Source organism: Sphingomonas sp. GW821-FHT09B04 (assembly GCF_059418285.1).
In genome coordinates this window covers 444,581-467,682 of the sequence record NZ_JBWKPO010000002.1, presented here as the reverse complement: position 1 = coordinate 467,682, position 23,102 = coordinate 444,581, and the positions used below count along the sequence as shown (strand labels likewise).

25 protein-coding genes and 1 tRNA gene are annotated in these 23,102 nt (G+C 65.2%); 10 read left to right on the top strand and 16 right to left on the bottom strand.

Annotated features, from left to right (window positions below; genetic code table 11):
- Positions 1 to 16: 16 nt before the first annotated feature.
- From AC07NK_RS08250 to AC07NK_RS08230, 5 genes are all read right to left on the bottom strand, one after another.
- Positions 17 to 436: a MerR family transcriptional regulator gene (locus AC07NK_RS08250; protein WP_495170352.1), complete on the bottom strand. Its 420-nt coding sequence runs from the start codon at positions 434 to 436 to the stop codon at positions 17 to 19.
- Positions 437 to 479: 43 nt separating this feature from the next.
- A complete protein-coding gene (locus tag AC07NK_RS08245) occupies positions 480 to 983 on the bottom strand; it encodes a hypothetical protein (RefSeq protein WP_495170099.1) in 504 nt (167 codons plus the stop codon).
- Entirely contained in the window at positions 980 to 1,342 is a 363-nt protein-coding gene (gene hisI, locus AC07NK_RS08240; protein ID WP_495170098.1) for a phosphoribosyl-AMP cyclohydrolase, read from the bottom strand. Before hisI ends, AC07NK_RS08245 begins: the two co-directional genes overlap by 4 nt.
- 215 nt (positions 1,343 to 1,557) lie before the next feature.
- Entirely contained in the window at positions 1,558 to 3,747 is a 2,190-nt protein-coding gene (katG, locus tag AC07NK_RS08235; protein WP_495170097.1) for a catalase/peroxidase HPI, read from the bottom strand.
- A gap of 310 nt (positions 3,748 to 4,057) precedes the next feature.
- On the bottom strand, positions 4,058 to 4,306 hold the full coding sequence (locus AC07NK_RS08230; RefSeq protein WP_495170096.1) for a DUF7218 family protein: 249 nt from the start codon (positions 4,304 to 4,306) through the stop codon (positions 4,058 to 4,060).
- A gap of 134 nt (positions 4,307 to 4,440) precedes the next feature.
- Between AC07NK_RS08230 and purF the strand changes: the two genes are divergently transcribed.
- The 3 genes from purF to AC07NK_RS08215 all read left to right on the top strand — a co-directional run bounded on the left by purF (position 4,441) and on the right by AC07NK_RS08215 (position 6,951).
- The gene (gene purF, locus AC07NK_RS08225) at positions 4,441 to 5,892 is read left to right on the top strand and encodes an amidophosphoribosyltransferase (RefSeq protein WP_495170095.1); all 1,452 of its coding nucleotides are present in this window, start codon (positions 4,441 to 4,443) and stop codon (positions 5,890 to 5,892) included.
- 5 nt (positions 5,893 to 5,897) lie between these two features.
- Entirely contained in the window at positions 5,898 to 6,608 is a 711-nt protein-coding gene (locus AC07NK_RS08220) for an SDR family NAD(P)-dependent oxidoreductase (RefSeq protein WP_495170094.1), read from the top strand.
- Between the two features lie 100 nt (positions 6,609 to 6,708).
- The gene (locus AC07NK_RS08215; RefSeq protein ID WP_495170093.1) at positions 6,709 to 6,951 is read left to right on the top strand and encodes a hypothetical protein; all 243 of its coding nucleotides are present in this window, start codon (positions 6,709 to 6,711) and stop codon (positions 6,949 to 6,951) included.
- A 10-nt stretch (positions 6,952 to 6,961) separates the two neighbouring features.
- On the opposite strand, the gene AC07NK_RS08210 is transcribed toward AC07NK_RS08215, so the two are convergent.
- Genes AC07NK_RS08210 through AC07NK_RS08190 form a run of 5 tightly spaced genes read right to left on the bottom strand, consistent with a single transcriptional unit; the run spans position 6,962 to position 11,268 of the window.
- Positions 6,962 to 7,435 (bottom strand): FKBP-type peptidyl-prolyl cis-trans isomerase, encoded by a 474-nt coding sequence (locus AC07NK_RS08210; RefSeq protein WP_495170092.1) that lies wholly within the window; start codon positions 7,433 to 7,435, stop codon positions 6,962 to 6,964.
- Between the two features lie 44 nt (positions 7,436 to 7,479).
- Positions 7,480 to 8,370: an alpha/beta fold hydrolase gene (locus AC07NK_RS08205; RefSeq protein WP_495170091.1), complete on the bottom strand. Its 891-nt coding sequence runs from the start codon at positions 8,368 to 8,370 to the stop codon at positions 7,480 to 7,482.
- Positions 8,371 to 8,420: 50 nt separating this feature from the next.
- Positions 8,421 to 8,843 carry a hypothetical protein gene (locus AC07NK_RS08200; RefSeq protein ID WP_495170090.1) on the bottom strand — a complete coding sequence of 141 codons (423 nt, stop codon included), beginning with the start codon at positions 8,841 to 8,843 and terminating at the stop codon, positions 8,421 to 8,423.
- Complete coding sequence (locus tag AC07NK_RS08195) at positions 8,840 to 9,292, bottom strand: YybH family protein (protein ID WP_495170089.1); 453 nt, start codon at positions 9,290 to 9,292, stop codon at positions 8,840 to 8,842. Before AC07NK_RS08195 ends, AC07NK_RS08200 begins: the two co-directional genes overlap by 4 nt.
- Complete coding sequence (locus tag AC07NK_RS08190) at positions 9,289 to 11,268, bottom strand: putative bifunctional diguanylate cyclase/phosphodiesterase (RefSeq protein ID WP_495170088.1); 1,980 nt, start codon at positions 11,266 to 11,268, stop codon at positions 9,289 to 9,291. The genes AC07NK_RS08195 and AC07NK_RS08190 overlap by 4 nt, the downstream gene beginning before the upstream one ends.
- A gap of 59 nt (positions 11,269 to 11,327) precedes the next feature.
- On the opposite strand from AC07NK_RS08190, the gene moaA reads away from it, so the two are divergent.
- The 4 genes from moaA (at position 11,328) to AC07NK_RS08170 (ending at position 14,106) form a co-directional block, all read left to right on the top strand.
- Entirely contained in the window at positions 11,328 to 12,326 is a 999-nt protein-coding gene (moaA, locus tag AC07NK_RS08185) for a GTP 3',8-cyclase MoaA (protein WP_495170087.1), read from the top strand.
- Positions 12,323 to 13,096 carry an NAD kinase gene (locus AC07NK_RS08180; RefSeq protein WP_495170086.1) on the top strand — a complete coding sequence of 258 codons (774 nt, stop codon included), beginning with the start codon at positions 12,323 to 12,325 and terminating at the stop codon, positions 13,094 to 13,096. The genes moaA and AC07NK_RS08180 overlap by 4 nt, the downstream gene beginning before the upstream one ends.
- A 170-nt stretch (positions 13,097 to 13,266) precedes the next feature.
- Positions 13,267 to 13,341: transfer RNA gene (locus AC07NK_RS08175), tRNA-Asn, on the top strand.
- 180 nt (positions 13,342 to 13,521) lie between these two features.
- Positions 13,522 to 14,106, top strand: coding sequence for a CC0125/CC1285 family lipoprotein (locus AC07NK_RS08170; RefSeq protein ID WP_495170085.1), 585 nt, complete (start codon positions 13,522 to 13,524; stop codon positions 14,104 to 14,106).
- 124 nt (positions 14,107 to 14,230) lie between these two features.
- Here the strand turns inward: AC07NK_RS08170 and secA are convergent, their stop codons facing one another.
- The 6 genes from secA to folE all read right to left on the bottom strand — a co-directional run bounded on the left by secA (position 14,231) and on the right by folE (position 19,563).
- On the bottom strand, positions 14,231 to 16,969 hold the full coding sequence (gene secA, locus AC07NK_RS08165) for a preprotein translocase subunit SecA (protein WP_495170084.1): 2,739 nt from the start codon (positions 16,967 to 16,969) through the stop codon (positions 14,231 to 14,233).
- A gap of 116 nt (positions 16,970 to 17,085) precedes the next feature.
- Positions 17,086 to 17,355: a hypothetical protein gene (locus AC07NK_RS08160; RefSeq protein WP_495170083.1), complete on the bottom strand. Its 270-nt coding sequence runs from the start codon at positions 17,353 to 17,355 to the stop codon at positions 17,086 to 17,088.
- 99 nt (positions 17,356 to 17,454) lie between these two features.
- Positions 17,455 to 17,865: an energy transducer TonB gene (locus tag AC07NK_RS08155; protein ID WP_495170082.1), complete on the bottom strand. Its 411-nt coding sequence runs from the start codon at positions 17,863 to 17,865 to the stop codon at positions 17,455 to 17,457.
- A gap of 15 nt (positions 17,866 to 17,880) precedes the next feature.
- The gene (locus tag AC07NK_RS08150) at positions 17,881 to 18,237 is read right to left on the bottom strand and encodes a dihydroneopterin aldolase (protein WP_495170081.1); all 357 of its coding nucleotides are present in this window, start codon (positions 18,235 to 18,237) and stop codon (positions 17,881 to 17,883) included.
- Positions 18,230 to 18,979, bottom strand: a complete 750-nt coding sequence (locus tag AC07NK_RS08145) for an SDR family oxidoreductase (protein WP_495170080.1) — start codon at positions 18,977 to 18,979, stop codon at positions 18,230 to 18,232. Before AC07NK_RS08145 ends, AC07NK_RS08150 begins: the two co-directional genes overlap by 8 nt.
- The gene (gene folE, locus AC07NK_RS08140) at positions 18,979 to 19,563 is read right to left on the bottom strand and encodes a GTP cyclohydrolase I FolE (protein ID WP_495170351.1); all 585 of its coding nucleotides are present in this window, start codon (positions 19,561 to 19,563) and stop codon (positions 18,979 to 18,981) included. The genes AC07NK_RS08145 and folE overlap by 1 nt, the downstream gene beginning before the upstream one ends.
- 257 nt (positions 19,564 to 19,820) lie before the next feature.
- Here folE and AC07NK_RS08135 point away from each other — a divergent pair, with 257 nt between their 5' ends.
- The 3 genes from AC07NK_RS08135 (at position 19,821) to AC07NK_RS08125 (ending at position 23,054) form a co-directional block, all read left to right on the top strand.
- The gene (locus tag AC07NK_RS08135; RefSeq protein ID WP_495170079.1) at positions 19,821 to 22,439 is read left to right on the top strand and encodes a TonB-dependent receptor; all 2,619 of its coding nucleotides are present in this window, start codon (positions 19,821 to 19,823) and stop codon (positions 22,437 to 22,439) included.
- A gap of 131 nt (positions 22,440 to 22,570) precedes the next feature.
- Positions 22,571 to 22,744, top strand: coding sequence for a hypervirulence associated TUDOR domain-containing protein (locus AC07NK_RS08130; protein ID WP_495170078.1), 174 nt, complete (start codon positions 22,571 to 22,573; stop codon positions 22,742 to 22,744).
- Between the two features lie 40 nt (positions 22,745 to 22,784).
- On the top strand, positions 22,785 to 23,054 hold the full coding sequence (locus tag AC07NK_RS08125; RefSeq protein ID WP_495170077.1) for an SWIB/MDM2 domain-containing protein: 270 nt from the start codon (positions 22,785 to 22,787) through the stop codon (positions 23,052 to 23,054).
- Positions 23,055 to 23,102: the final 48 nt, after the last annotated feature.

The following is a 23,102-nucleotide window of genomic DNA, read 5'->3' as shown; positions in this document are numbered from 1 at the left end:
TCTCTGTATCCTGTTCTTATTTGGCGGGGGCGGCGCGGCCTTCGAGGACCGCGACGAAATCTTCGAGCTCGACGATATGCGCGTCGATATCGACCTTCTGGCGCTCGAGCAGATCGATGCGCGCGCGGCACTTGTCGAGCGTCACCTGGTGCTGGGTGCGGCGTTCGTCGCCAAGGTCATAGAGGTCGATCATCTCGCGAATCTCGGCGAGGCTGAACCCGACGCGCTTGCCGCGCAGGATCCAGGCGAGTCGCGCGCGATCGCGGTGCGAGTAGATGCGGGCAAGGCCACGCCGTTCGGGCGCGATCAGGCCTTCATCCTCATAGAAGCGCAGCGCCCGCGCCGTCACCTCGAACTCGGCACAAAGATCCGAGATCGAAAAGCTCTCTTTTTCGGGCCGGGCTTCGGTCGGAGCGAAGCTGGCTACATGCTTCATGGTCGTTGCCATGCCGCATGCTTACGCCGACCTTACGTTAACGTCAATCGCCGCAGAGGCGCTTTCCTTCGGCGCTGCGCAGTGCCCGCGCTTCGGCAGCGGATCCGCTCAGCCGTTCGGCGTCGAGCGCGGCGAAGGACGCGCGCGGGCCGCAGAATTTGGCGCATTCGGGCGGGATATTCGCCGGGAAGCGGATATGCTCGCCGTCGAAGCGCGCGTCGAAGGAACAGGTGATGCCGCCCTTGCCCGTGAGCGTCACCGCCAGCGTCTCGCCCGATCGCGTGACCGTGCCGGTTCCCGTGCAGGACAGGCCGTCGCCATAATCGACGAACGCGCCGATGCGGTAGCTATCGCCCTTTGGGATGACACAGACCCGGTCGGTGTCGCGCGCATAGAGGCCGGTGAGATCGGTATCCTCGGGATTGCGGACCAGACCACGCTCGACCGCTGCGGATTCGAGATCCTGCGGCGTGGCGGACTGGTTACCGTCCCCACCGCCCGAACAAGCCGCGAGAAACAGGAACAGCGCCGCGGCGGCAGGCTTCATAGGTTGCGCACCAGCGCGCCATTCTCGATGCGGCGGAAAAAGCAGCTGCGCTCGCCGGTGTGGCAGGCAGGGCCGGCGGCGTCGACCTTGAGCCATAGCGCGTCCTGATCGCAGTCGATCCGCGCCTCGACCACGCGCAGCACGTTGCCCGAGCTTTCGCCCTTCTTCCATAGCCGCCCCTTGCTGCGCGACCAGAACCACGCCTCGCCGCTCTCCAGCGTCTTCGCCAGCGCGTCGGCGTTCATATGCGCGAGCATGAGAAGCTCGCCGGTGACGGCATCGGTGGCGACCGCGGTGATCAGGCCGTTGGCGTCGTATCTGGGGTCGAGGGCGAGGGTGGAGTCGCGGGGGTCGGTCATGGGGCGGTGTTAGCCCCTCCCCTCCCGATCGTCACCCCGGCCTTGTGCCGGGGTCCACCGGGAGGCGAGCGGTGCGCGCAAGGCTTAAGGGCATTGCGAGGGGTTGCGTGGATCCCGGCACAAGGCCGGGATGACGGAGGGTACCGAGCCGGCGGAGGGAGTAACGGAAACGGCCGCGACTTTCGCCGCGGCCGTCCCTGATCGCATCGGCTCGCTCAGGCTAGATCGAAGCGGTCGGCGTTCATCACCTTCGTCCAGGCCGCAACGAAGTCCTTCACGAACTTCTCCTCATGCCCGGTCTCGGCATAGACCTCCGCCACCGCGCGCAGTTCAGAGTTCGAGCCGAAGATCAGGTCGGCACGGCTGGCGCGCCAAGTCTCGCCGCCGCCCGCACGATCGGTCGCGACATATTCCTCGTCATCCGAGCCATCGACGGCCTTCCAGACATTGGTCATGTCGAGCAGGTTGACGAAGAAGTCGTTGGTGAGCTGGCCCGAGCGTTTGGTGAAGTGGCCATGGCCGCGCTCGCCGTGATTGGCGCCGAGCACGCGCAGACCGCCGATCAACACGGTCATTTCCGGCACCGACAGGCCGAGCAACGATGCACGGTCGAGCATCATTTCCTCGGTCTTCACCGCCAGCTTCTTCGGCAGATAGTTGCGGAAGGCGTCGGCCTGCGGCTCCATCACCGCGAAGCTGTCGGCATCGGTCTGCGCATCGCTCGCGTCGCCACGACCGCCCGTGAACGGCACCGCGACGCTGGAGCCGCCGTCCTTGATCGCCTTTTCCAGCCCGACCACGCCGCCGAGCACGATCGCATCGGCGAGCGAGAGGTTACCGCGCAGGCCATCGAGCGTGGCCAGAACCTTTGCAAGCGGCGCCGGTTCGTTGACCTCCCAGTCCTTTTGCGGCGCGAGGCGGATGCGCGCGCCATTGGCGCCGCCGCGGAAGTCGGACTTGCGATAGGTGCTTGCCGAGGCCCACGCCGTCTTGATCAGCTGGCTGACGGTGAGGTCGCTCGAAGCGATCGCCGCCTTCACCGCCGCGACATCGGCATCCGAAGGCTTGCTGCCGGCAGGAACCGGATCCTGCCAGATCAGCTCCTCGGCGGGGACTTCCGGGCCGAGGTAGCGGACCCTGGGCCCCATGTCGCGATGGGTCAGCTTGAACCAAGCGCGGGCGAAGGCATCCTTGAACGCTTCATGGTCGTTGCGGAATTTCTCCGAGATCACGCGGAACTCAGGGTCGACCTTGAGCGCCATGTCGGCGGTGGTCATCATCGTCGGCACCTTCTTCGAAGGGTCATGCGCCGCGGGCGCCATGTCCTCTTCCTTCTGGTTCACCGGCTGCCATTGCTGCGCACCTGCGGGTGAGCGCACGAGCTCATACTCATAGTCGAGCAGGAGACGAAAAAAGTTCTCGCTCCACTCGGTCGGCGTGTTGACCCACGGCCCCTCGAGCCCGCTGGTGACGCTATGCTCGCCGATGCCGCCGCTTTCGTGGCTGCTGACCCAGCCAAAGCCCTGTGCGGCAAGGTCGCCGCCCGCGGGCGCGTTGCCGAGCAGCGACGCATCGCCATTGCCGTGCGCCTTGCCGAAGGTGTGGCCGCCGGCGGTGAGCGCGACGGTCTCTTCATGATCCATCGCCATCCGCTCGAACGTCGCCTTGATGTCGCGCGCCGATGCAAGCGGATCGGGGTTGCCGCCCGGTCCTTCGGGATTGACGTAGATCAAGCCCATCTGGATCGCGGCGAGCGGGCCTTCGAGCGCTTCGAGTCCCTTGTCGAGGTCGATGCGGGTCTGGACGCCCTCATTCACCCATTTATCTTCCGAGCCCCAATAGATGTCGCGCTCGGGCTCGAACACATCGGCGCGGCCGCCGCCGAAGCCGAACACCGGGCCGCCCATCGATTCGATCGCGACGTTGCCGGCGAGGATGAAGAGATCGGCCCAGCTGATGTGCTTGCCGTATTTGCGCTTGATCGGCCACAGCAGGCGCCGCGCCTTGTCGAGGTTGCCGTTGTCGGGCCAGCTGTCGAGCGGAGCGAAGCGCTGTTGCCCGCTATTGGCGCCGCCGCGCCCGTCAGCGGTGCGATAGGTACCGGCAGCGTGCCACGCCATGCGAATGAAGAACGGACCATAATGCCCATAATCAGCCGGCCACCAGGGCTGGCTGTCGGTCATCAGCGCGGTGAGATCAGCCTTGAGGGCGGCATAATCGAGCTTCCTGAACGCTTCGGCATAGTCGAAGTCGGCGCCCATCGGGTTCGACGGGCCATTGGGGTTGAGGATTTCGGTGGCGAGCATCTCGGGCCACCAGTCGCGGTTGGTGCGCCCGAGCAGGGCACGGACGCCCCCGTTAAACGGGCAGCCGCCGCCGTCGATCGATCCGGTCTTCGCGTCCATGTGCCTGATCCCTCTCTTATGGTGTGGTTCTGAGAGGAGGCTATCGGAACCCCGCCCAGCCCGGAAACGAGATAAACAAGTCAGTACGAATGAGAGAATCGATCACGTAACTGGATTGTCATCGACGCGATCGAACATGTGACAGCGTGCCTCGAACCCGTGGCCGGCCCTTCCCCTCCTTCGTCACCCCGGCCTTGTGCCGGGGTCCACCGGTAGGCGAGTCATGGACATGAGGCTCGTCGGCATAGCGGAAGGCTGGGTGGACCCCGGCACAAGGCCGGGGTGACGGCTGGGAGGTTGTCCCTGACAATCAGCGATCGCGGATCGCGTCGATCAGCTCGTCCTTGTCCATCTCCGATCGGCCCTCGATGCCAAGCGCCTTCGCCTCGTCATACAGCGCTTCCTTACTGCGATTCTCGAGCTGCGTACCGTCGTGGTCGAGCGTGCCGCCCGCATAGGCATTGGCGATGCGAGCCGCCTTCTCCTTGCTGGCCCCCGCCTCGCGCAGATCCTCATAGACTTTGTCGCTCTTGATCGAAGGTCCGTGATTCCGGGCCATTTTCCGTCTCCTTCGCGCCACTAACGCACCCGGAAACGATGGGGTTCGACGGTTGATGTTACAAAAGGGCGACAAGTGCCAATCGAGCGCCTATATGCGCGCCCATCGACCAACGATTCCCCCGCGAAGGGCCGATGCAGACCACGAATCCGTTTGATGACGACAAGCTGCGCGAAGAGTGCGGCATCTTCGGCGTTTCCGGCGCCGACGGTGCAGCCGCGCTCGTTGCGCTTGGCCTCCACGCGCTCCAGCACCGCGGCCAGGAGGCCGCCGGGATCACGAGCTGGGACGGCGCCCATTTCCACACGCATCGAGCGATCGGCCATGTCGCCGGCAATTTCGACCGCGACGAGGTGATGCGTGCGCTGGCCGGCAGCGTCGCCTGCGGCCATGTCCGCTACGCGACTACCGGCGATTCGGGCATGCGCAACGTCCAGCCGCTCTATGCCGAGCTGGCGAGCGGCGGCTTCGCGGTGGCGCATAACGGCAACATCTCCAACGCGCTGCACGTGCGCCGCGAGTTGATCCAGCGCGGGTCGATCTTCCAGTCGACCTCGGACACCGAGACGATCATCCACCTCGTCGCGACCAGCGGCTACAAGGATCTGCTCGACCGTTTCATCGACGCGCTGAAACAGATCGAGGGCGCCTATTCGCTGATCTGCATGACACCCGAGGGCATGATCGCCTGCCGCGACCCGCTGGGCATCCGCCCGCTGGTGATGGGCAGGCTGGGCGACGCCTATATCTTCGCGTCGGAGACGGTCGCGCTCGACGTGGTGGGTGCCGACTATGTCCGCGATGTCGAGCCGGGCGAGCTGGTGATCGTGCAGGACGGCGAACTGCGCTCGCTCCGCCCCTTTACCGCGATCGCGCCGCGCCCGTGCATCTTCGAATGGGTCTATTTCTCGCGCCCCGATTCGATCTCCGAGAATCGCTCGGTCTATTCGGTGCGCAAGAATATCGGCGCGGAGATCGCGATCGAATCGCCGGTCGACGCCGATCTGGTGATTCCCGTTCCCGATTCGGGCGTGCCCGCGGCGATCGGCTACGCCCAGAAATCGGGGATCCCGTTCGAACTGGGCATCATCCGGTCTCACTATGTCGGCCGGACCTTCATCCAGCCGAGCGCGGAAGTGCGCCGCCTGGGCGTCAAGCTCAAGCACAACGCCAATCGCGACCTGATCCAGGGCAAGCGGATCATCCTGGTCGACGATTCGATCGTGCGCGGCACCACCAGCCTCAAGATCGTCGAGATGATGCGCGAGGCCGGCGCCGCCGAAGTGCATATGCGCATCGCCAGCCCGCCGACCACGCACAGCTGCTTCTATGGGGTCGATACGCCCGAGCGCTCGAAGCTGCTCGCCGCCCGGATGGACGTCGCGGCCATGGCCGAGTTCATCAAGGCCGACAGCCTCGCCTTCGTCTCGATCGACGGGTTGTATCGCGCGCTCGGTCAGGCGGAGCGAACCGACGTGCTGCCTAAATATTGCGATGCCTGCTTCACCGGCCAGTATCCCACGCAGCTGACCGACCATAATGAGCAGGCCGACAGCCAGCTCGCCCTTCTCGACGAACCGGCCTGAACCCCATGACCGAACAGATTCTTGCAGGGCGCGTCGCGCTCGTCACCGGCGCGAGCCGTGGCATCGGCGCAGCGACCGCCATCGCGCTTGCCGCGCGAGGCGCGCATGTCGTGCTGACCGCACGCACTGCCGGCGGCCTCGAGGAAGTCGAGGAGGCAATCTTTGCCGCGGGCGGCAGCGCGACGATCGCGCCGATGGACCTGCTCGAAACCGATTCGATCCCGCGACTTGCCGCTGCGGTGGCCGAACGCTGGGGCAAGCTCGACCTGCTGGTGCTTAACGCTGCCGCGCTCGGTTCGCTGTCGGCGATCGCGGCGTTCGACCCCAAGGAAGTGGCCAAGGTGCTGGCGCTCAACGTCAGCGCACAGGCGGCGCTGCTCGGCGCGTTCGATTCGCTACTGCGCAAGTCGGATGCAGGCCGGGTGATCGGTCTGACCTCCACCGTCGCGCGCAAGCCGCGCGCGTTCTGGGGGCTGTACGGTGCGACCAAGGCAGCGTTCGAGACCCTCGTGCTGAGCTATGGCGAGGAAGTGCGCAACCTGACCAGGGTGCGCGTCGCTTTGCTCAACCCCGGTGCCACCCGCACCAAAATGCGCGCGCGCGCCTATCCGGGCGAAGCGCCCGAGAGCGTCAAGCCGCCGGAAGTCGTGGCAGAGCGCATCCTTGCGCTGCTCGACAGCGATTTCGAGACCGGAGCGTTCGAGACACTCGACTGACCGGCCGGGCGCAATCGGACTCAGTTCATCGCATTTGCGGCGCCCAAGCCTTCCGAACCGCGGATCGCTTCCTAATTAGCTCTCGAGAGGGAGAGCAGGAATGCATGCGCCGCCAGCGACGATCGCACCCGAGATCATTGCCTGCATCGCTGAGGGAAGGCTCCCCACAATGGGCGAATTGCGCCGCGTCGCCCGGCGCATCCACGACGAACTTCGCGGCGCGCGGAGCGTGTTCCGTTGGGAGCGCAGCACCGAAGCACGCGAACGCCGGCTGATGCTGCGCGCAGCCCTGGCGGCGCTGGCCGGCAGCACGGTCAGGCGGCGCGCTGCGGTCGCCGCCTGAGCCATCCGCCTCAGGACGCCGGCTCGATCCCAAGCAACTCTACGGTGAACAGCAAGGTCGCGCCGCCCGGAATAGGGCCGCGGCCCTTGGGGCCGTAAGCGATCTGCTGGGGAATCGCGAATTCGACCTTGTCGCCAATGCCCATCAGCTGAACCCCCTCGGTCCATCCGGGGATGACGCGGTTGAGCGGGAAGGTCGCGGGCGTGCCGCGCCGGACCGAACTGTCGAACTCGGAGCCATCGCTGAAGGTACCGACATAATGGACCGTGACGCTATCCGTGGGGCCGGGGTGTTTTCCGCTGCCATTGCCGGCAACCAGACGCCAGCGCAGCCCGCTCGCCGTGACGTTCCAGCCATTGCCGCCGTGGCGCTCGGCCAGCGCGAGCATCTGCTTGTTATGCCAGGCGGCATCCTGCGAGAGATCGGGCGCCTGAGTCTGCGCGACGGCCGGAACCGCGGCGAGCGCGCACGCGAAACTAGTCAAACAAGCCTTGAACATCTTCCGCTTCTCTTCCCTGTAAAATGTGCTCATGCCGCGAGGAACGCCTTGACCTCGGCCTGAAAGAACGGAGCATTATCCCACATGAGGAAATGCGCAGCGTCGGGCACGCGCTTGAGCACCACACCCTTCAGCGGGGCGTAGGACATCTGGTAATAGCCATCCATCTGGACGTCAGTCACCGGCGCCCCCTTGGGTGTGACGTAGAGCACGAGCGTCTTCGCGGTGACCTTCGACAGTTCGGGCATCAGGTTGGTCATGACCAGCTCGCCATAGGCGCGCGCCACCACATCGCGGTCGGACTTCATCGCATCGTCGAGCGCGCCGGCGCGCATGTTCTCGGTCGCGACCATCGATGCGATCGTCTGCTCCTGCCGCTTGGCATAGGCGTCGGCGGGCGAGGTTCGCATGCTGGTCATGATCCCATCGGCGATCGGCTTCAACGTCTCGGGTGTGGCGTTGGGGCCGCCGAACATCGCGCCCATGAACGGGAACATGTCGACCACCATCAGCTTCGACACGCTGGCGGGGTGGCGCGCGGCGAGCATCATGCCGATCGAGCCGCCCATCGAATGGCCGATCACGGAGACCGGACCCAGCTTCTGGTCGACGATATAGCGCGCAATCTCTTCGGCCACCGGCGCGGCGACGTTGCCTTCGGCATTGCCGCCCTTGTCGGTACCCGCAAAGCCATGGACCTGGACCTTGTGCCAGCGATAGCCGGGCACCGCTGCGATCATCTCCTTCCATACGCGCGGGCTGGAGGTGAGGCCTGGGATCAGGATCACGTCCTTGCCCGTCCCTTCCACGCTCACGGTGATGCGGGTGGAGGCGAAACCCTTCGCGGCGACCGGCGCAGGCAGCAGCGTGACAGTGAGCAGCAGCGCGACGAACGCGAACAGGCCGCGGCGGTGAATCATGGCAGGTCCTCCCGGTTTCGCGGGAAATTATCGGGGGATGACCGGCCAGTCTATCCCGGTCGTTCCATCTCGATGACGATATCCTCGTCGACCGCGGCCTCCTCATCCAGTTCCTCAGTGGCGAAGGCCTCGCGGTTCATCACGAAGCTGCCGTGATAGCCCGAGAAGCGCCATTCGCCGGTCACCTCGGTCCCGTCATCGTTGATGGTTCCGGCATAGGCGACCGAATGGGCGAGCGGCCCGGCCGGATCATATTGCTTCATGAAGCGCAGCCGGGCACCGGCGCGATCGCCATCGACGAACGCGCGGCGGATCTCCGCTTCGCCGCTATTGTCGGGCTCGGTGATCGTCCCGCTTACTTCGCCGCCCGTTTCGTCCAGATGGGCGATGAAGCTGTTCTCATCCGCGCCGAACGAGGAGGTGAAATAGCGCCCGTACCAGACGCCCGTCACATCCTGCGGGTCGGTGATCAACTGCTGTGGTCCGCGACGATCTTCCAGCCGCGCGCCTCGCGCCGGAAGAGCAGCGACGTCATCCCAGTCTGCGCCGCGCCGCCCGCCGCGGGGGTCAGCGTCCAACGCGCGATCAGGTGGGCATATGTCCTGCCGATCAGCCGGAAATCCTCGAACCCGAAGCTCAGCAGCGTGTGCTTCGGCCGTTCGCCGGGGCCGAACTGGTCGGCATATTTAAGCGCATAGCGCGCGCGGATGGGTCCCAGGCCGCGTTCGACGCCCTTGGCGCCGGTGAAGCTGGTGCCCGGATCGTCGGAATAGACGGCGAGAAAGGCATCAAGGTCGCCGCGGTTCCAGCCCTGTGCGCTGTCCGACATCGCGGCTTCGATCTGCGCTCGCGGCGCGAGCGGCTCCTTCGCCGCAGCAGGCAGCGCTACGAAGACCATGAGCAACGCGAGCAGCCACCTCATCCGCGTTCCTCTATCAGCTTCTCCAGCTCAGCTGCGGTCAGCGGCTCTGCGCAGAGATAACCCTGATAGAATTGGCACCCCTCCTTCGCGAGCAGTTCGAGCTGTTCCTGCGTCTCCACCCCCTCAGCCACGACTGCGAGGCCAAGCGAGCGCGCCATGTCGATCACGCCGCGCACCACCACCCGGTCGCGCGCTGATCCGGTGATGTCCTGGGTCAGCTTGCGGTCGATCTTGAGATAGTCGAGCGGCAGCGCCTTGAGATAGGCAAGGCTCGAATAGCCAGTTCCGAAATCGTCGATCGCGACGCGGCAGCCCGCGGTGCGCAGCTCCGCGAGCAAGCGCGCGGCTTCGCTCAGGTCGCTGATCAATCCGCCCTCGGTGATCTCGACCGTCAGACGGCCACGCGGAAAGCCGCTCGCATCCACCCAGTCGAGGAACAGGTCAGCGAAGCTGGCACGTGTGACATCGGCAGCGGTGACGTTGACCGACAGGCGCAAGCCCCGAAGCTCTGCAGGCCAGCGCGCAGCCTGATTAAGCGCGAGCCGCTGGACATGCTCGGACAGGGCGAGCTCGAGCCCGGCGCGCTCCGCGGCGGCGAACAGCATCTCGGCGCCGATCTCGCCCGTCGCATGGTGCCAGCGGGCAAGCGCCTCGACCCCGGCGATCGCACCGGTCGAGACCACGACCTGCGGCTGAAAGCGGAGCGTGATCTCCCCCGCATCCATCGCCCGGCGCAGGTCGACCGCGAGCGTATCGACCGGCACGGTTCCCGCGGGGGCGTCGTTCCCCGCGAGCGTATCGCTCACGCGGCGGAGCAGGGTCGCGGCAGTATCGTCCGGTTCGGATGCCGCAATCGCAGTGCGTGCGCCGAGTGGCATAATCTCGTCCCCGATCACGAAGGGCCGTGACAGCGCCTCCTCGATCCGGCCGGCCACGGCCTCAAGCAGTTCGGGCGTAGCGCCTTCCGATGCGACGACGAATTCGGCCCCGGCGATGCGCGCGGCGACAAAATGGCGGCCCAGTACCTCGCGCGCAGCCTCTCCCAGCCGGCCCGACGCCGCGCGCAAGAGCGAATCGCCCGCGGGGCGGCCATAGGCGGTATTGACCATCTCGAACCGGTTGAGCGCCGCAAGGACAACCCCCACAGCTTGTCCATCACCAAGCCGCCGTTCAATCCAGCGGCGCACGCCAGCGCCATCATGCACCCCGGCCAGCGCGTCGCGGACTGCCGCACCCGCATCAATCTCGCCCAATCGCTCGATCAACGCATGGACCCGGCCGGTGCGGGCATCGCGCTGAAGATGCTCGACGACGCGGCCCGCGCCCTTGAGTTCGTGCGCAAAGGCGGTTGCGGCAAGGCCGTCGCGCAGCCGCCCGAACGCTGCACGCAGCGCACCATGGTCGCCCGCCTCCACCCGGCGCAGCATCGCGCGCACCGAGGGCTCTTCGCCCAGCCCCAGCATCCCGGCCAGCGCAGGCGTCACCTGGATAGACGCGAGCGCTGGATCGTAGCGCCAGCCCAAGGGTTCGGCATCGCCGACGATCACCGGACCCTCGCCGCTGACACGCTCGGCATGACGCGCCGCGAAGCGCAGCGCCTGAACAAACTCGGCCTCACGCATCGGACTGGCAAGGAAATGCGTGGCGCCGGCGTCGTAGAACGCGCCGAGCCGCGCGGAATCGTTACGAGAGACCAAAGCGAGCAGCGCGCCGCCGGTCGCACCGGTAACCCCGGCCAGCGCGCGCACCGCGGCCAACCCTTCCTCGACCGCACCGCGCGCGTCGACCACCGCGACCGACGCACCGCTTGCCAGCAGCCGCCGCTCGGCCCCGTCGGACCGCCGCGCGGCGACCACGCGCCAGCCAGCCCCGGCGGCAAGCGCAGCAAGTTCGTCACGCTGACGAAACGACAGCAGGAAAACCGGCCGTTCGCGCCCGGTCATTGGCGTGATCTGGATGGGCGCGGCTTCGGTCATCGCCCTATCCCTAACCCAAGGCTTGCTGCGAAGTCATCAACGGCTTAGCTGCTTATTTCATGGCGACCGCGCCCGCCCTGATCGACCGTCACGGCCGCACGATCCGCTACCTCAGGGTATCGGTGACGGACCGGTGCGATCTGCGCTGCCGCTATTGCATGGCCGAGACGATGACTTTTCTGCCGCGCAGCGAGCTGCTGGCGCTGGAAGAGATCGCGCTGATCGCCGAACGCTTCATCGCGCGCGGGGTCACCAAGATACGGCTGACCGGTGGCGAACCGCTGGTGCGCCGCGATGCGATCGACCTGGTGCGGCGGCTTGGGCGACATGTGGGTAGCGGCCTCGACGAACTTACAATGACCACCAACGGCACGCGGCTGACGGAATATGCGCAAATGCTCGCCGGAGCGGGGGTGCGGCGGATCAACCTCAGCCTCGACAGCCGCGATCCCGAAACCTTTCGCCACATCACCCGCCATGGCGACCTCGCGCAGGTGCTGGACGGCATTGCCGCGGCACAGGCGGTTGGTCTCGCGGTCAAGATCAACATGGTCGCGCTCAAGGGGCTGAACGATCACGAAATCGCGCCGATGCTCGAATGGGCGGGTCGCAACGGCATGGACCTGACCCTGATCGAGACGATGCCGATCGGCGCGATCGACGAGGATCGTGCCGACCGCTTCCTTCCATTGACGCAGGTGCTCGACGACTTGTCGCGCCACTACACGCTGACGCCCGACCAGCATCGCAGCGGCGGCCCCGCGCGCTACTGGCACGTTGCAGAGACAGGCGCGCGGCTCGGTCTTATTACACCACTCACGGGCAATTTCTGTGAAAGCTGCAACCGCGTTCGGCTGACCACGGAGGGAAAACTGTTCACTTGTCTCGGTCATGAGGACCAGGTCGATCTCAAAACCGCAATCCGAAGCGGCGGACTTGCCGCCGTCGATGCCGCGATCGACGATGCACTCGCCACAAAGCCCGCGCGCCATGATTTCAGCGTGACGCGTGGCGCGGCGCCTGCTGTCGGCCGCCATATGAGCGTGACCGGCGGATGAGCGGTATCCGCCGGGCACTCGTCGCCTCCCCCACCAACCCCGCCGAGGTTGCCGCGCACGAACTGCTGGCGGCGCATGACTGGGTGCACCCGGACGAGGCCGAGATGATCGTCGCATTGGGCGGCGACGGCTTCATGCTTCAGACGCTGCATATGCTGCTGGAAAAGCATCGCAACCTGCCGGTGTTCGGGATGAACCTCGGCACGATCGGTTTCCTGATGAACGAATGGCGGCCCGACGGGCTCGACTCGCGCCTGACGCGCGCGCGCCCGTTCCGGGTAACGCCGCTGGTGATGACCGCGACGACGGTGGCGGGCGAGACCCACCACCTGCCCGCGATCAACGAAGTGTCGCTGCTGCGCGAGACGCGCCAGACCGCCAAGCTTGAGGTGACGGTGAACGACCGCGTCGTGCTGCCCGAACTCGTGTGTGACGGCATCCTGGTCGCGACCCCGGCGGGGTCGACGGCCTATAACCTGTCCGCGCACGGGCCGATCCTGCCGCTGGGATCGCAGATGCTTGCGCTCACGCCGATCAGCCCGTTCCGGCCCCGGCGCTGGCGCGGCGCGATCCTGCCAGAGAAGACGCGGATCTCGCTCGTGGTGCTCGACCCCGGCAAGCGCCCGGTGAGCGCCGTTGCCGACCAGCGCGAGGTCCGCGACGTTGCACGCGTCGATATCGAGATCGATCCCAAGCGCGACCTGACCCTGTTGTTCGACCCCGAACATGCGCTCGACGATCGCATTACGATGGAACAGTTCGTGGCTTGATTTGGGTGGCGGCACCGGCCCGTTCCCCGCCCGGCCACCTAACGCCAGCATCCTGTGGGCGGCCGGGCGGGGAAGCCAGCCCGTGCCGTGGCGGCAAAGCGATAAAAAACCCGGCTTTACGCGCTTGCAATGCATGAAACCCCTTCGTATAGGCGCGCCCTCGCTGTCGTTCCCTGATAGCTCAGCGGTAGAGCTCTCGACTGTTAATCGAGCGGCCGTAGGTTCGAATCCTACTCAGGGAGCCAGCGAGTTTTCCGGCAGAATCGACAATCAGACCGCGACGCACCGACGCGTCCATGCGGTTACGGGTATGCGCGCGCCACTCCGTTCGTTGAATGATCGTTCAGCGAATGGACATTTGCGTTAGACTATTCGTTACAACCACATATCGGCACGAGTCGCCGCAGTTGATTAGGAGGAATTTCATGCGCACCAGTCAGTCCCGCCGTTCGCGGGTTGCGGCGCTTGCCCTCGCCCTTGCGTCGGCATCCGTGCTTGCGTCCTGCGCGACGCCCACGCCCTATCAGCCCGCCACCGGCAGCGGTTCGTACCGCAACGGATATTGGGACGAGCAGATCGAGAGCGACCGGTTCCGCGTCAGCTTCTCGGGCAACAGCCTCACCTCGCGCGAGACGGTCGAGCGGTACCTGCTCTATCGCGCGGCGCAGCTCACCGTGGAGCGCGGCTTCGACTATTTCATCCTCTCGGACCGCGACACCGAGAAGAAAACCAACACCTATATCGATCGCCCCTTCAACTCCGGCCCCTGGGGCTATTGGGGTCCGTCGTGGCGCTATTATAGCCCGCGCTGGGGCTGGCGCGGCTGGAGCCCCTTCTATGGCGACCCCTTCTGGGATCGCGACATCGATGTCCGCACCGTCGATCGCTATGAGGCGAGCGCCGAGGTGGTCGTCGGCCGCGGCCGCAAGCCCGACAATGTCCGCGCCTTCAACGCGCGCGAGGTCCTCGAGAATCTCGGCCCGTCGATCAGCCAGCCCAAGCCGCGCTGAGACCGACTGAACGCCAAAAAGAAAGGGCCGCCCGGGAAACCGGGCGGCCCTTTCTTTTTGGCTAGCGCATCGAGAACGATGCTTCGGGGCCACCCCTCCCCCGAAGGGGAGGGGCCAGCGCGCCTTACAGGGCGCCGTGGCAATGCTTGTATTTGTTGCCCGACCCGCAGGGGCAGGGCGCGTTGCGGCTGACGCGGCCCGCCCATTGCGACGGATCGTCGCCCAGCGCCTCGGCATCGGGACGCGGAATCTGCAGCGCCGGCAGCTCGTTCGAGATCAGGCCCGCCGATCCCGCATCCCAATCGGCGCTGTTATCGATCCCGGTCAGCGGATCGATATGCGTCGTCAGGAAATCGGGCAGCTCGGGAAGCTCAGGCGGCGCCTGGAACTGGAACTCGGCCCATGCCAGCGTGCGCGTGACGTCTTCACGAATGCTGCCAAGCATCCGCTCGAACATCGCGAAGGCTTCCTGCTTATATTCGTTGATCGGCGTCTTCTGGGCGTAAGCGCGCAGGTGAACCACCTGACGCAGCGCATCCAGCGTGCCGAGATGCTCTTTCCAGTGATGGTCGAGATTCTGCAGGAGGATCGACTTTTCGATCTGCACCCAGGTCTCGGGATCGAGATCGTCGGACTTGGCCTTCACGCGTGCGTCGGCCTGCTCACGGATGCGGTTCTCGACATCCTCGGGCTCGAGCCCGTCCTTCTCGGCGATCCACGTCTCGATCGGCACCTCAAGGCCCAGCGTCTTCTGGACATTCTCCTTGAGTCCCTCGACATTCCACTGCTCGGGATAGGTCTCGGCGGGACAGAAGCGGCCGACGAGATCGTTGACCGTCTCGGCGCGCATATCCTCGACCACGTCGCCGACAGTCTCGGCGTCCATGATGTCCGAGCGCTGCTCGTAGATCACCTTGCGCTGGTCGTTCATGACGTCGTCATACTCGACGACCTGCTTGCGGATGTCGTAGTTGCGCGCTTCGACCTTCTTCTGCGCGGTCTCGATCGCCTTGGTCAGCCACTTGCTGCCGATCGCCTCGCCATCGGCGATGTTGTTGCGCATCATCTTGGCGAACAGCGTGTCCGGCCCGAAGATGCGCAGCAGGTCGTCATCGAGGCTGAGGTAGAAACGGCTGAGGCCCGGATCACCCTGGCGGCCTGAGCGGCCGCGCAGCTGGTTGTCGATGCGGCGGCTCTCGTGCCGCTCGGTGCCGAGAACGAACAGGCCGCCGGCTTCGAGCACCTTCTGCTTCTCGGCGGCGACCTCGGCCTTGATCTGCTCGATCGCCGCTTCGCGTTCCGGCCCCTCGGCCATTTCGCTGAGCTCGTCGTTCACCCGGAACTCGACGTTACCGCCAAGCTGGATGTCGGTGCCGCGGCCCGCCATGTTGGTGGCGATGGTCACCGCGCCCAGACGGCCGGCCTGCGCCACGATATGCGCTTCATTCTCATGCAGGCGCGCGTTGAGCACCGAGTGATCGACGCCCTCCTTGGTCAGATAGTCGGACAGCATTTCCGACTTCTCGATCGAGACCGTGCCGACCAGCACCGGCTGGCCCTTGGTCGCATGTTCCTTGATCGAGCGTGCGATCGCGATGAACTTGTCCTGCTGGGTCTTGTAGAACTCGTCGTCTTGGTCGACGCGCTGGACACCGACGTTGGTCGGAATCGACACCACGTTCATCTTGTAGATGTCGAAGAACTCGGGCGCCTCGGTCGCCGCGGTGCCGGTCATGCCCGCGAGCTTGGGGTACATGCGGAAATAATTCTGGAAGGTGATCGAAGCGAGCGTCTGGTTCTCCGGCTCGATGTTGACGCCTTCCTTGGCCTCGACCGCCTGGTGCAGGCCGTCCGACCAGCGGCGACCGTCCATCATGCGGCCCGTGAACTCGTCGATGATGACGACCTTGCCGTCCTTGACGATATAATCGATGTCGCGCTTGCGCATGACGTTTGCCTGCAGCGACTGGTTGAGGTGGTGGACCACCTGGGTATTCTCGAAATCGTAGAGATTGGCGCCCTGGAGCAGCCCGGCCGCCTCGAGCATCCGCTCGGCAGTCTCGATCCCGTCCTCGGTCAGAACGACGCTCTTCTGCTTCTCGTCCTTGTCGTACAGGCCCTCTTCAAGCTGTTTAACGATCGCATCGACGCTGATGTACAGATCGGACTTATCGTCGGTGGGGCCGGAGATGATCAGCGGGGTACGCGCCTCGTCGATCAGCACCGAATCGACCTCGTCGACGATCGCCATCGCGAACGGGCGCTGCACCATCGACGCGCGCTCATACTTCATGTTGTCGCGCAGATAGTCGAAGCCGAATTCGTTATTGGTGCCGTAGGTGATGTCGGAGTGATACGCCTCGCGGCGCTGGTGATCGGCGAGGTTGGGGACGATCACACCCACGGTCAGGCCGAGGAACTTGTAGATCTGTCCCATCCACTCGGCGTCGCGGCGGGCGAGATAGTCGTTGACCGTAATGACGTGCACGCCCTTTGCGGGCAGCGCGTTGAGGTAGGTGGCGAGCGTCGCCACCAGCGTCTTGCCCTCACCCGTACGCATCTCGGCGATCTCGCCGCGATGGAGGACGATACCGCCGATCATCTGCACGTCGAAATGGCGCATGCCGAGCACGCGGCGCGATGCCTCACGCACGGTGGCGAAGGCTTCGGGGAGGATCGAGTCGATCTTCTCGCCATTCTCGAGCCGCTCGCGGAACTTCACGGTCTGCGCCGAAAGCTCTTCGTCGGACAGGCGCTCCAGCGCTACTTCGTAGGCGTTGATCTTCTGAACAATGGCCCCAAGGCCTTTGACGTACCGGTCGTTGGACGAGCCGAACAGGGATTTGGCCAAACCGCCGAGCATGATGGATTCCAGTCGTATGAGAATTGCGGGATGCGCGCCCGGCCAGCGAGCGCAACTATAAGCATGTGCGAAGGAGGCCGCCTCACCCGTTCAATCCGGGTCAAGCGGCGGCGCGGCTATTCCAGCCGGCGCTCGCTCGACAGGCGCGCAGGGCGAAGCACCGGCGCGTCATGGATGGCAAAGGATGCGGCAGCAGGACGCTGCGGCGTTGTGGCGGGGATAGCCGTGCGGGCCGCGGTAATGGCGGCAACTGCCTCCGCCGCAACGTCGGCGGCGCGGGTGATCGCGGTTTCGCTCTGCCGCTGCGCCGCGCGCAGGTCACGGTCGCCGGCGAAAGCACCGGTCAGACCCGCCAACAGCGCGGAGAGAAACAGCAACAGTTGCACGATGTACCCTGTACCAACCCCATGTTGCCCGGCGCTGAACGGCGGGCCGTGCAGGACATAGGGCGGGACTCCGCTTCCTCCAACCCATAAACTGGAAAATCAGTCGCCGATCACCCAACGCACCGGCAAAACTACCGAAGCCTTCACCGCCTGCCCCGCCATGCGCATCGGAGTGTAACGCGCGCGCACGGCAATCTGGAATGCGGCGACATCGAGGTCCGCCGAACCCGAGCTTTGGTGTACACTACAGTCGATCAGCAAACCTTCCGGGGTGAGGACGCAACGCAGCTGCGTCACCCCCTGACGCTCCTCAGCAAGCGCAGCGGGCGGATAGAATTCGCTGGGACTCGGCAGAGAGATCAGGCGTGGCCGCTCGACTTGCTCCGGAGCAGCATCGGTGGCGAACGGTGTCGGCGGCTGCGCCGGAGGTGGCGCAGGAAACGGAGCCGGGCGGATCGCTGGCGATGATTGCGCTGCGAACAACAACAGGACCAAGGCAGTCTGCAGCATCGACCTGCTCCCTTATCAGCCGCGCGTGCGTGCGACTTCGCATCCTACGCGCGCATCGGGATAGACGTCGAGCTTCATCGACCGCACCTTGACCGCGCGCACCCGCGGGTCGGCGGCGAGGGCAAGCCGAGCGACCTCTTCGCACAAGGTCTCCTGCAGCTCGATATGCCGCGCGGCAGCCAGCGCGCGGATACCTTCGCGCAGATAGTCATAGTCGACCACTGCCTCGATCTGGTCTTCGGGAGCCCCTTCATAGGCGCAGGTCAGCCAAACGCTGACCGACACCCGCTGCGGCGCCGCGCGTTCATGATCGTGGATGCCAAGGCCAATCGTGACCTCCAGCCCCTCAAGCAGGATCGTATACTCAACCACCTGGCCGCTCCCGCCCCTCGAACATCACATCGCCCTCGCGGCGCACGAAACGCTGGCCGCAATCGACGAAGACGTTCTGACCGGTGATGCTGCGCGCGGTGAGCAGATGTTCGACGGTGCGGGCGATGTCGCCAAGTTCGACCTGACGCTCAAGCAGGTTCTGCGTCGATGCCTTTGCGAACTCCGCTTCGCTCTGATCGAGACTGGGCAACGAAATCCCCGGCGAGACCGCGTTGACGCGAATGCGCGGGGCCAGCGCCATCGCCAGCAGCCGCGTCGCCTCGGCCAGCCCCGCCTTGCTCAGCGTATAGGTCAGGAAATCGGGGTTGGGATTGTCGAGCTTCTGATCGAGCAGATTGACGATCGCGCCCTCCCCCAATCCGGTTTGCGCCGCCATCGCCGAAGCGAGCACCAGCGGCGCGCCAAGGTTGACGTGCATATGCCGGTCGAGCCCCGAATAATCGGCGACCGGCAACGCATCCCATCCAAACAGCGAAGCGTTGTTGACCAGCCCCTCGACCGGTCCGCCCAGCGCCTCGGCCGCAGCCTGCGCCAGCCCACGCGTCTCCGCGGCATCGGCGAGGTCGGCGGTGACGAGCGCGACGCCCAGCTCGGCCGCCAGCGCCTCCGCTTCATCGTGCGAGTCATGGTGATGCACCGCGACCTTGTGCCCGGCGGACACCAGATGCCGCACGATCGCGGCCCCGATCCGCCGCGCGCCGCCTGTCACCAGAACGCGCATCAATAGCCCATCAACGCCAGCACTTCCTTGCGGCTGCGCTCATCCTCACGGAACACGCCCATCATCCGGCTGGTGACCATGCCGACGCCCGGCGTGCGCACGCCGCGCGCGGTCATGCAGGCATGGCTTGCCTCGATCACCACCGCGACGCCGCGCGGGTGGAGGTGGTTCCAGATGCAGTCGGCGACCTCGGCGGTCAGCCGCTCCTGCACCTGCAGCCGGCGCGCATAGGCATGGAGCACGCGCGCGAGTTTGGAGATGCCGACGACATGATCCTGCGGAAGATAGGCAATCGACGCGCGGCCGATGATCGGCGCCATGTGATGCTCGCAATGCGACTGGAACGGGATGTCCTTCAGCAGCACGATCTCGTCATAGCCGCCCACTTCCTCGAAGACGCGCGACAAATGGTGCGCCGGATCCTCGCCATAGCCCTGACAATATTCCTTCCACGCTCGCGCAACCCGCATGGGGGTATCGAGCAGACCTTCGCGATTCGGGTCGTCGCCGGTCCAGCGCAGGATGGTGCGGACCGCCTCGGCGACGTCGTCGGGCACTGCGATCTTGGGCGGCGAAGCGACCATGTCGCCATCCTCGGGCTCATCGTGATCGTGACAGCTCATCGTCCTGCAAATCCTGTGTTTCGTGCGTGACGCTACGGCAAGCTCGCCTGCCTGTGTTGCGCTTCGGCAACAACCCGGTGTGAAGAGGAATTGCAAGCATTTCCGGGGGATTCCTGACGTGATTTGACGTTGACGTAAGGATTCGGGGAGCGGTAGCTTCGCCAACAGAAACAGGTGACCGGCCAAAGAAGCGGCACCACCCCAGAGAGGAGTCTTTCATGCGGAAGTTCCAACTGCTCACCGCGACTGCCATCACCCTGATGGCCACAACCCCCGCCTTCGCGCAGGATACAGCACAGGCTGATCCTGCCGATGTCACCGAAGAAGTCGTCGTCACCGCCACGGGCCGCGCCCAGGCGGCACAGGATGTGCCGATCGCAGTCAGCGTCGTCGGTGCCGAACAGCTCGAAAATGCCGGCGTCAGCGACATTCGTGGCCTGCGCCAGGTGACGCCGAGCCTTCAGGTGACGACGGGCCAGTCGGCCGCAACCGGCGTAGTGCTGCGCATCCGCGGCATCGGCACCGCGGGCGACAACCCCGGCTTCGAGCCGGCGGTTGGCGTGTTCATCGATGGCGTGTTCCGCGCCCGCGCGGGCGTCGCACTGTCCGACCTGCCCCCGATCGACCGCGTCGAAGTGCTGCGCGGCCCGCAGGGCACGTTGTTCGGCCGCAACACCTCGGCCGGCGCGCTCAGCATCACCACCCAGGGTCCATCGTTCGACCTCGGCGGCTATGTCGAGGGCTCGTACGGCAATTATAACGAAGTCGAGATCAAGGCCGGTCTGACCGGCGGCGTCACCGAGCAGCTCGCGCTGCGCGTCGACGGTGGCTATCACAAGCGTGACGGCTATATCACCGATCCCAACACCGGCCGCGACTTCAACAATATCGACCGCTGGTTCGTCCGCGGCCAGGCGAAGTTCGAGACGACCAACGTCACCTTCCGCCTGATCGGCGATTATGCCCAGACGGATGAGGCATGCTGCGGCGCGATCAACACCGGATCGGGCTTCGAGCTGCTCCCCTCCGGCCGCGACACCACCACCTCCGGCGGCGTGCTGGGCTTCATCACCAGCAACCTGATCGATGCGCTCGCAGGAACCCCCGCGCTGGGCGGTGCGGTCGGCCGTGACGGCATCGTCCGGCCCTTCGATCGCGAGGGGCGGCAGATGGCGACATCGCCCAACCGCAACCTGACCGAAAAGGTCAAGGAATGGGGTATTTCGGGCCAGCTCGACTGGAATCTGGGCGACGTTACCCTCACCTCGATCACCGCCTATCGCGACTGGCGCGCGGTGCGCAGCCAGGACATCGATTTCTCGGGCGCGGACCGCGCCTATCGCGACGGCTATCGCACGGGCATCAAGGACTTCACCCAGGAACTCCGCCTCAAGGGCAGCGCGTTCGATGGGAAGCTCGACTGGCTCGTCGGCGGCTTCTACCTCAACGAGAAACTGAACCTGACCGACGTGGTCCGTTACGGTACCCAGGCCGACCAGTTCGTCGACGGCATCTTCAGCCAGCTGACCCGGAACGCGCTGCTTCCCAACGGCGCGCAGCTGTTTGGGACGCTGGGTGCGGGCGTGCCCCTGTTCGGTCAGGTCGCCTTTTCCCAGATGACTCCAGCGCAGCAGGCCGCGGTTCTCGCAAATCCCGGTGTGCGTGACACGTTCCTCCAGCCGATCCCACGCACGCCGGACGGCGCGGGTCAGCAGGCTGATCGCTACAAGGTGGACACCCAGGCCTTCGCGCTGTTCACGCACAACATCATAAACTTCACCGACAATCTGTCGTTGACGCTGGGTCTGCGTTACAATCGCGAGACCAAGAAGATCGACGCGAACCTCAATGCGTCGGTGCCGTCGTGCAGCTTCTGGCTCAACCCGAACTCGGCAATGTTCCGCCAGGCGCTGATGGCGCAGGGGGCGAGCCCGTCCAACCCGCTTGGCTTGTTCGGCCTTGCGCATCTTTATACCTGCAACCCGACGATCAACTCGGAGTTCAACGGCAGCTACAACGGCAAGCGGACCGAGGACGAGTTCACTGGCACCGCAAAGCTCGCGTTCAAGCTCTCCGACAACTATTTGCTCTATGGCGGGTATGACCGCGGCTACAAATCGGGCGGCTACAACCTCGACCGCGGTTCGTTCGACTCGCGGCTGCTCGGCGGCAATGGTGCGCAGATCAGCGATCTGGAGTTCGGCAACGAGCTGGTCGACGCCTATGAAATCGGCATCAAGAGCAACCCGATCCGCGGCCTCCAGATCAACCTCGCGGGCTTCTATCAGGAGTTCAAGGGCTACCAGAACAACTCGTTCGAGGGCACGCGCTTCGTCACCCGCAACTTCGCCAAGGTGGTCTCGAAGGGCATCGAGCTTGAATCGGTGATCCGCCCGACCTCGAACCTGACCTTCGCGCTCAACTACACCCTGCTCGACACCGAGGTGAAGGACCCGCTCGCAGGGGCAGACAATGGCAAGCCGCTGACCAACTCACCGCGCAACGTCATCACCGGCGCGGTGACCTGGACCCCGCAGATCAGCGATACTGTCGGCGCGCTGTTCCACATCGACTGGCGCACCAACAGCGATGCGAACACGATCAACCCTGCGATCGCGCGGCCATACACCACCAATGACGGCTACAGCATCGTCAACGCCCGCGTCGGTCTGAACTTCGGCGAAGGCGGCCGGTTCGGGATCGAGGCCTATGTCGAGAACCTGTTCGACACCTATTACAACATCACCTCGTTCCCGATCCCCGAGCAGGGCAGCAGCTTCGCGGTCTATCCCGCACCGCCGCGCTTCTACGGTGTGAAGGCACGCGTGAAGTTCTAAGGGGCAAATCGACCAGAGCCGGGGCATACCGGCTACAGGAGGGCGCGTTCGGGAAGCCGGGCGCGCCCTTCGCCATTTACTCCGTCGTGGAGAGAATCGGCACGGCCTGGCCCCTCTGAGGACGTCTTGCCGTGCGCAAACCGCCCGGAGGGGCGCTCAGAGGGCAAGTTCTCCACAAACAAACGCCCGTTATGGCCTTGAAAGGCCATCAAGTACGTGCATCGCATAGAGAACCACAGTACATCGTCTCCAGCGACAACGGTGGGAACGCAGCCCACAAACCGTCGGCGCTGGAGCATATCTGAGCCCGGGGGCTTGTCACCGGCTCACAGAGGAGAAGAAAATATGGCGGAAAAGAAGGCATCCGGCGGGGCCCGTGGCGGCATCGCGAAGCCAGTCACCCCCTCGCCCGAGCTCGCCGCGATCGTCGGCGCAGGTCCGCTGCCGCGCAGCGAGATCGTCAGCAAGATGTGGGTCCACATCAAGGAAAACAATCTCCAGAACCCCGCCAACAAGCGTGAGATCCTGGCCGATGACAAGCTGAAGAAGGTCTTCGGCGGTGACAAGGCGACGATGTTCGAGCTGAACAAGCACATCGCCAAGCACGTCAGCTAATCCACGGCCGGCATCTCTGCCGGTCAGGACAGCAGAAAGCCCCCGGGG

What these genes read in the sequence shown, in the direction of transcription:
- AC07NK_RS08250 (WP_495170352.1), bottom strand. Translation starts at nt 436, where the DNA reads ATGAAGCATGTAGCCAGCTTCGCTCCGACCGAAGCCCGGCCCGAAAAA.
- AC07NK_RS08245 (WP_495170099.1), bottom strand. Translation starts at nt 983, where the DNA reads ATGAAGCCTGCCGCCGCGGCGCTGTTCCTGTTTCTCGCGGCTTGTTCG.
- hisI (WP_495170098.1), bottom strand. Translation starts at nt 1,342, where the DNA reads ATGACCGACCCCCGCGACTCCACCCTCGCCCTCGACCCCAGATACGAC.
- katG (WP_495170097.1), bottom strand. Translation starts at nt 3,747, where the DNA reads ATGGACGCGAAGACCGGATCGATCGACGGCGGCGGCTGCCCGTTTAAC.
- AC07NK_RS08230 (WP_495170096.1), bottom strand. Translation starts at nt 4,306, where the DNA reads ATGGCCCGGAATCACGGACCTTCGATCAAGAGCGACAAAGTCTATGAG.
- purF (WP_495170095.1), top strand. Translation starts at nt 4,441, where the DNA reads ATGCAGACCACGAATCCGTTTGATGACGACAAGCTGCGCGAAGAGTGC.
- AC07NK_RS08220 (WP_495170094.1), top strand. Translation starts at nt 5,898, where the DNA reads ATGACCGAACAGATTCTTGCAGGGCGCGTCGCGCTCGTCACCGGCGCG.
- AC07NK_RS08215 (WP_495170093.1), top strand. Translation starts at nt 6,709, where the DNA reads ATGCATGCGCCGCCAGCGACGATCGCACCCGAGATCATTGCCTGCATC.
- AC07NK_RS08205 (WP_495170091.1), bottom strand. Translation starts at nt 8,370, where the DNA reads ATGATTCACCGCCGCGGCCTGTTCGCGTTCGTCGCGCTGCTGCTCACT.
- AC07NK_RS08195 (WP_495170089.1), bottom strand. Translation starts at nt 9,292, where the DNA reads ATGAGGTGGCTGCTCGCGTTGCTCATGGTCTTCGTAGCGCTGCCTGCT.
- AC07NK_RS08190 (WP_495170088.1), bottom strand. Translation starts at nt 11,268, where the DNA reads ATGACCGAAGCCGCGCCCATCCAGATCACGCCAATGACCGGGCGCGAA.
- moaA (WP_495170087.1), top strand. Translation starts at nt 11,328, where the DNA reads ATGGCGACCGCGCCCGCCCTGATCGACCGTCACGGCCGCACGATCCGC.
- AC07NK_RS08180 (WP_495170086.1), top strand. Translation starts at nt 12,323, where the DNA reads ATGAGCGGTATCCGCCGGGCACTCGTCGCCTCCCCCACCAACCCCGCC.
- AC07NK_RS08170 (WP_495170085.1), top strand. Translation starts at nt 13,522, where the DNA reads ATGCGCACCAGTCAGTCCCGCCGTTCGCGGGTTGCGGCGCTTGCCCTC.
- secA (WP_495170084.1), bottom strand. Translation starts at nt 16,969, where the DNA reads ATGCTCGGCGGTTTGGCCAAATCCCTGTTCGGCTCGTCCAACGACCGG.
- AC07NK_RS08155 (WP_495170082.1), bottom strand. Translation starts at nt 17,865, where the DNA reads ATGCTGCAGACTGCCTTGGTCCTGTTGTTGTTCGCAGCGCAATCATCG.
- AC07NK_RS08145 (WP_495170080.1), bottom strand. Translation starts at nt 18,979, where the DNA reads ATGCGCGTTCTGGTGACAGGCGGCGCGCGGCGGATCGGGGCCGCGATC.
- folE (WP_495170351.1), bottom strand. Translation starts at nt 19,563, where the DNA reads ATGGTCGCTTCGCCGCCCAAGATCGCAGTGCCCGACGACGTCGCCGAG.
- AC07NK_RS08135 (WP_495170079.1), top strand. Translation starts at nt 19,821, where the DNA reads ATGCGGAAGTTCCAACTGCTCACCGCGACTGCCATCACCCTGATGGCC.
- AC07NK_RS08125 (WP_495170077.1), top strand. Translation starts at nt 22,785, where the DNA reads ATGGCGGAAAAGAAGGCATCCGGCGGGGCCCGTGGCGGCATCGCGAAG.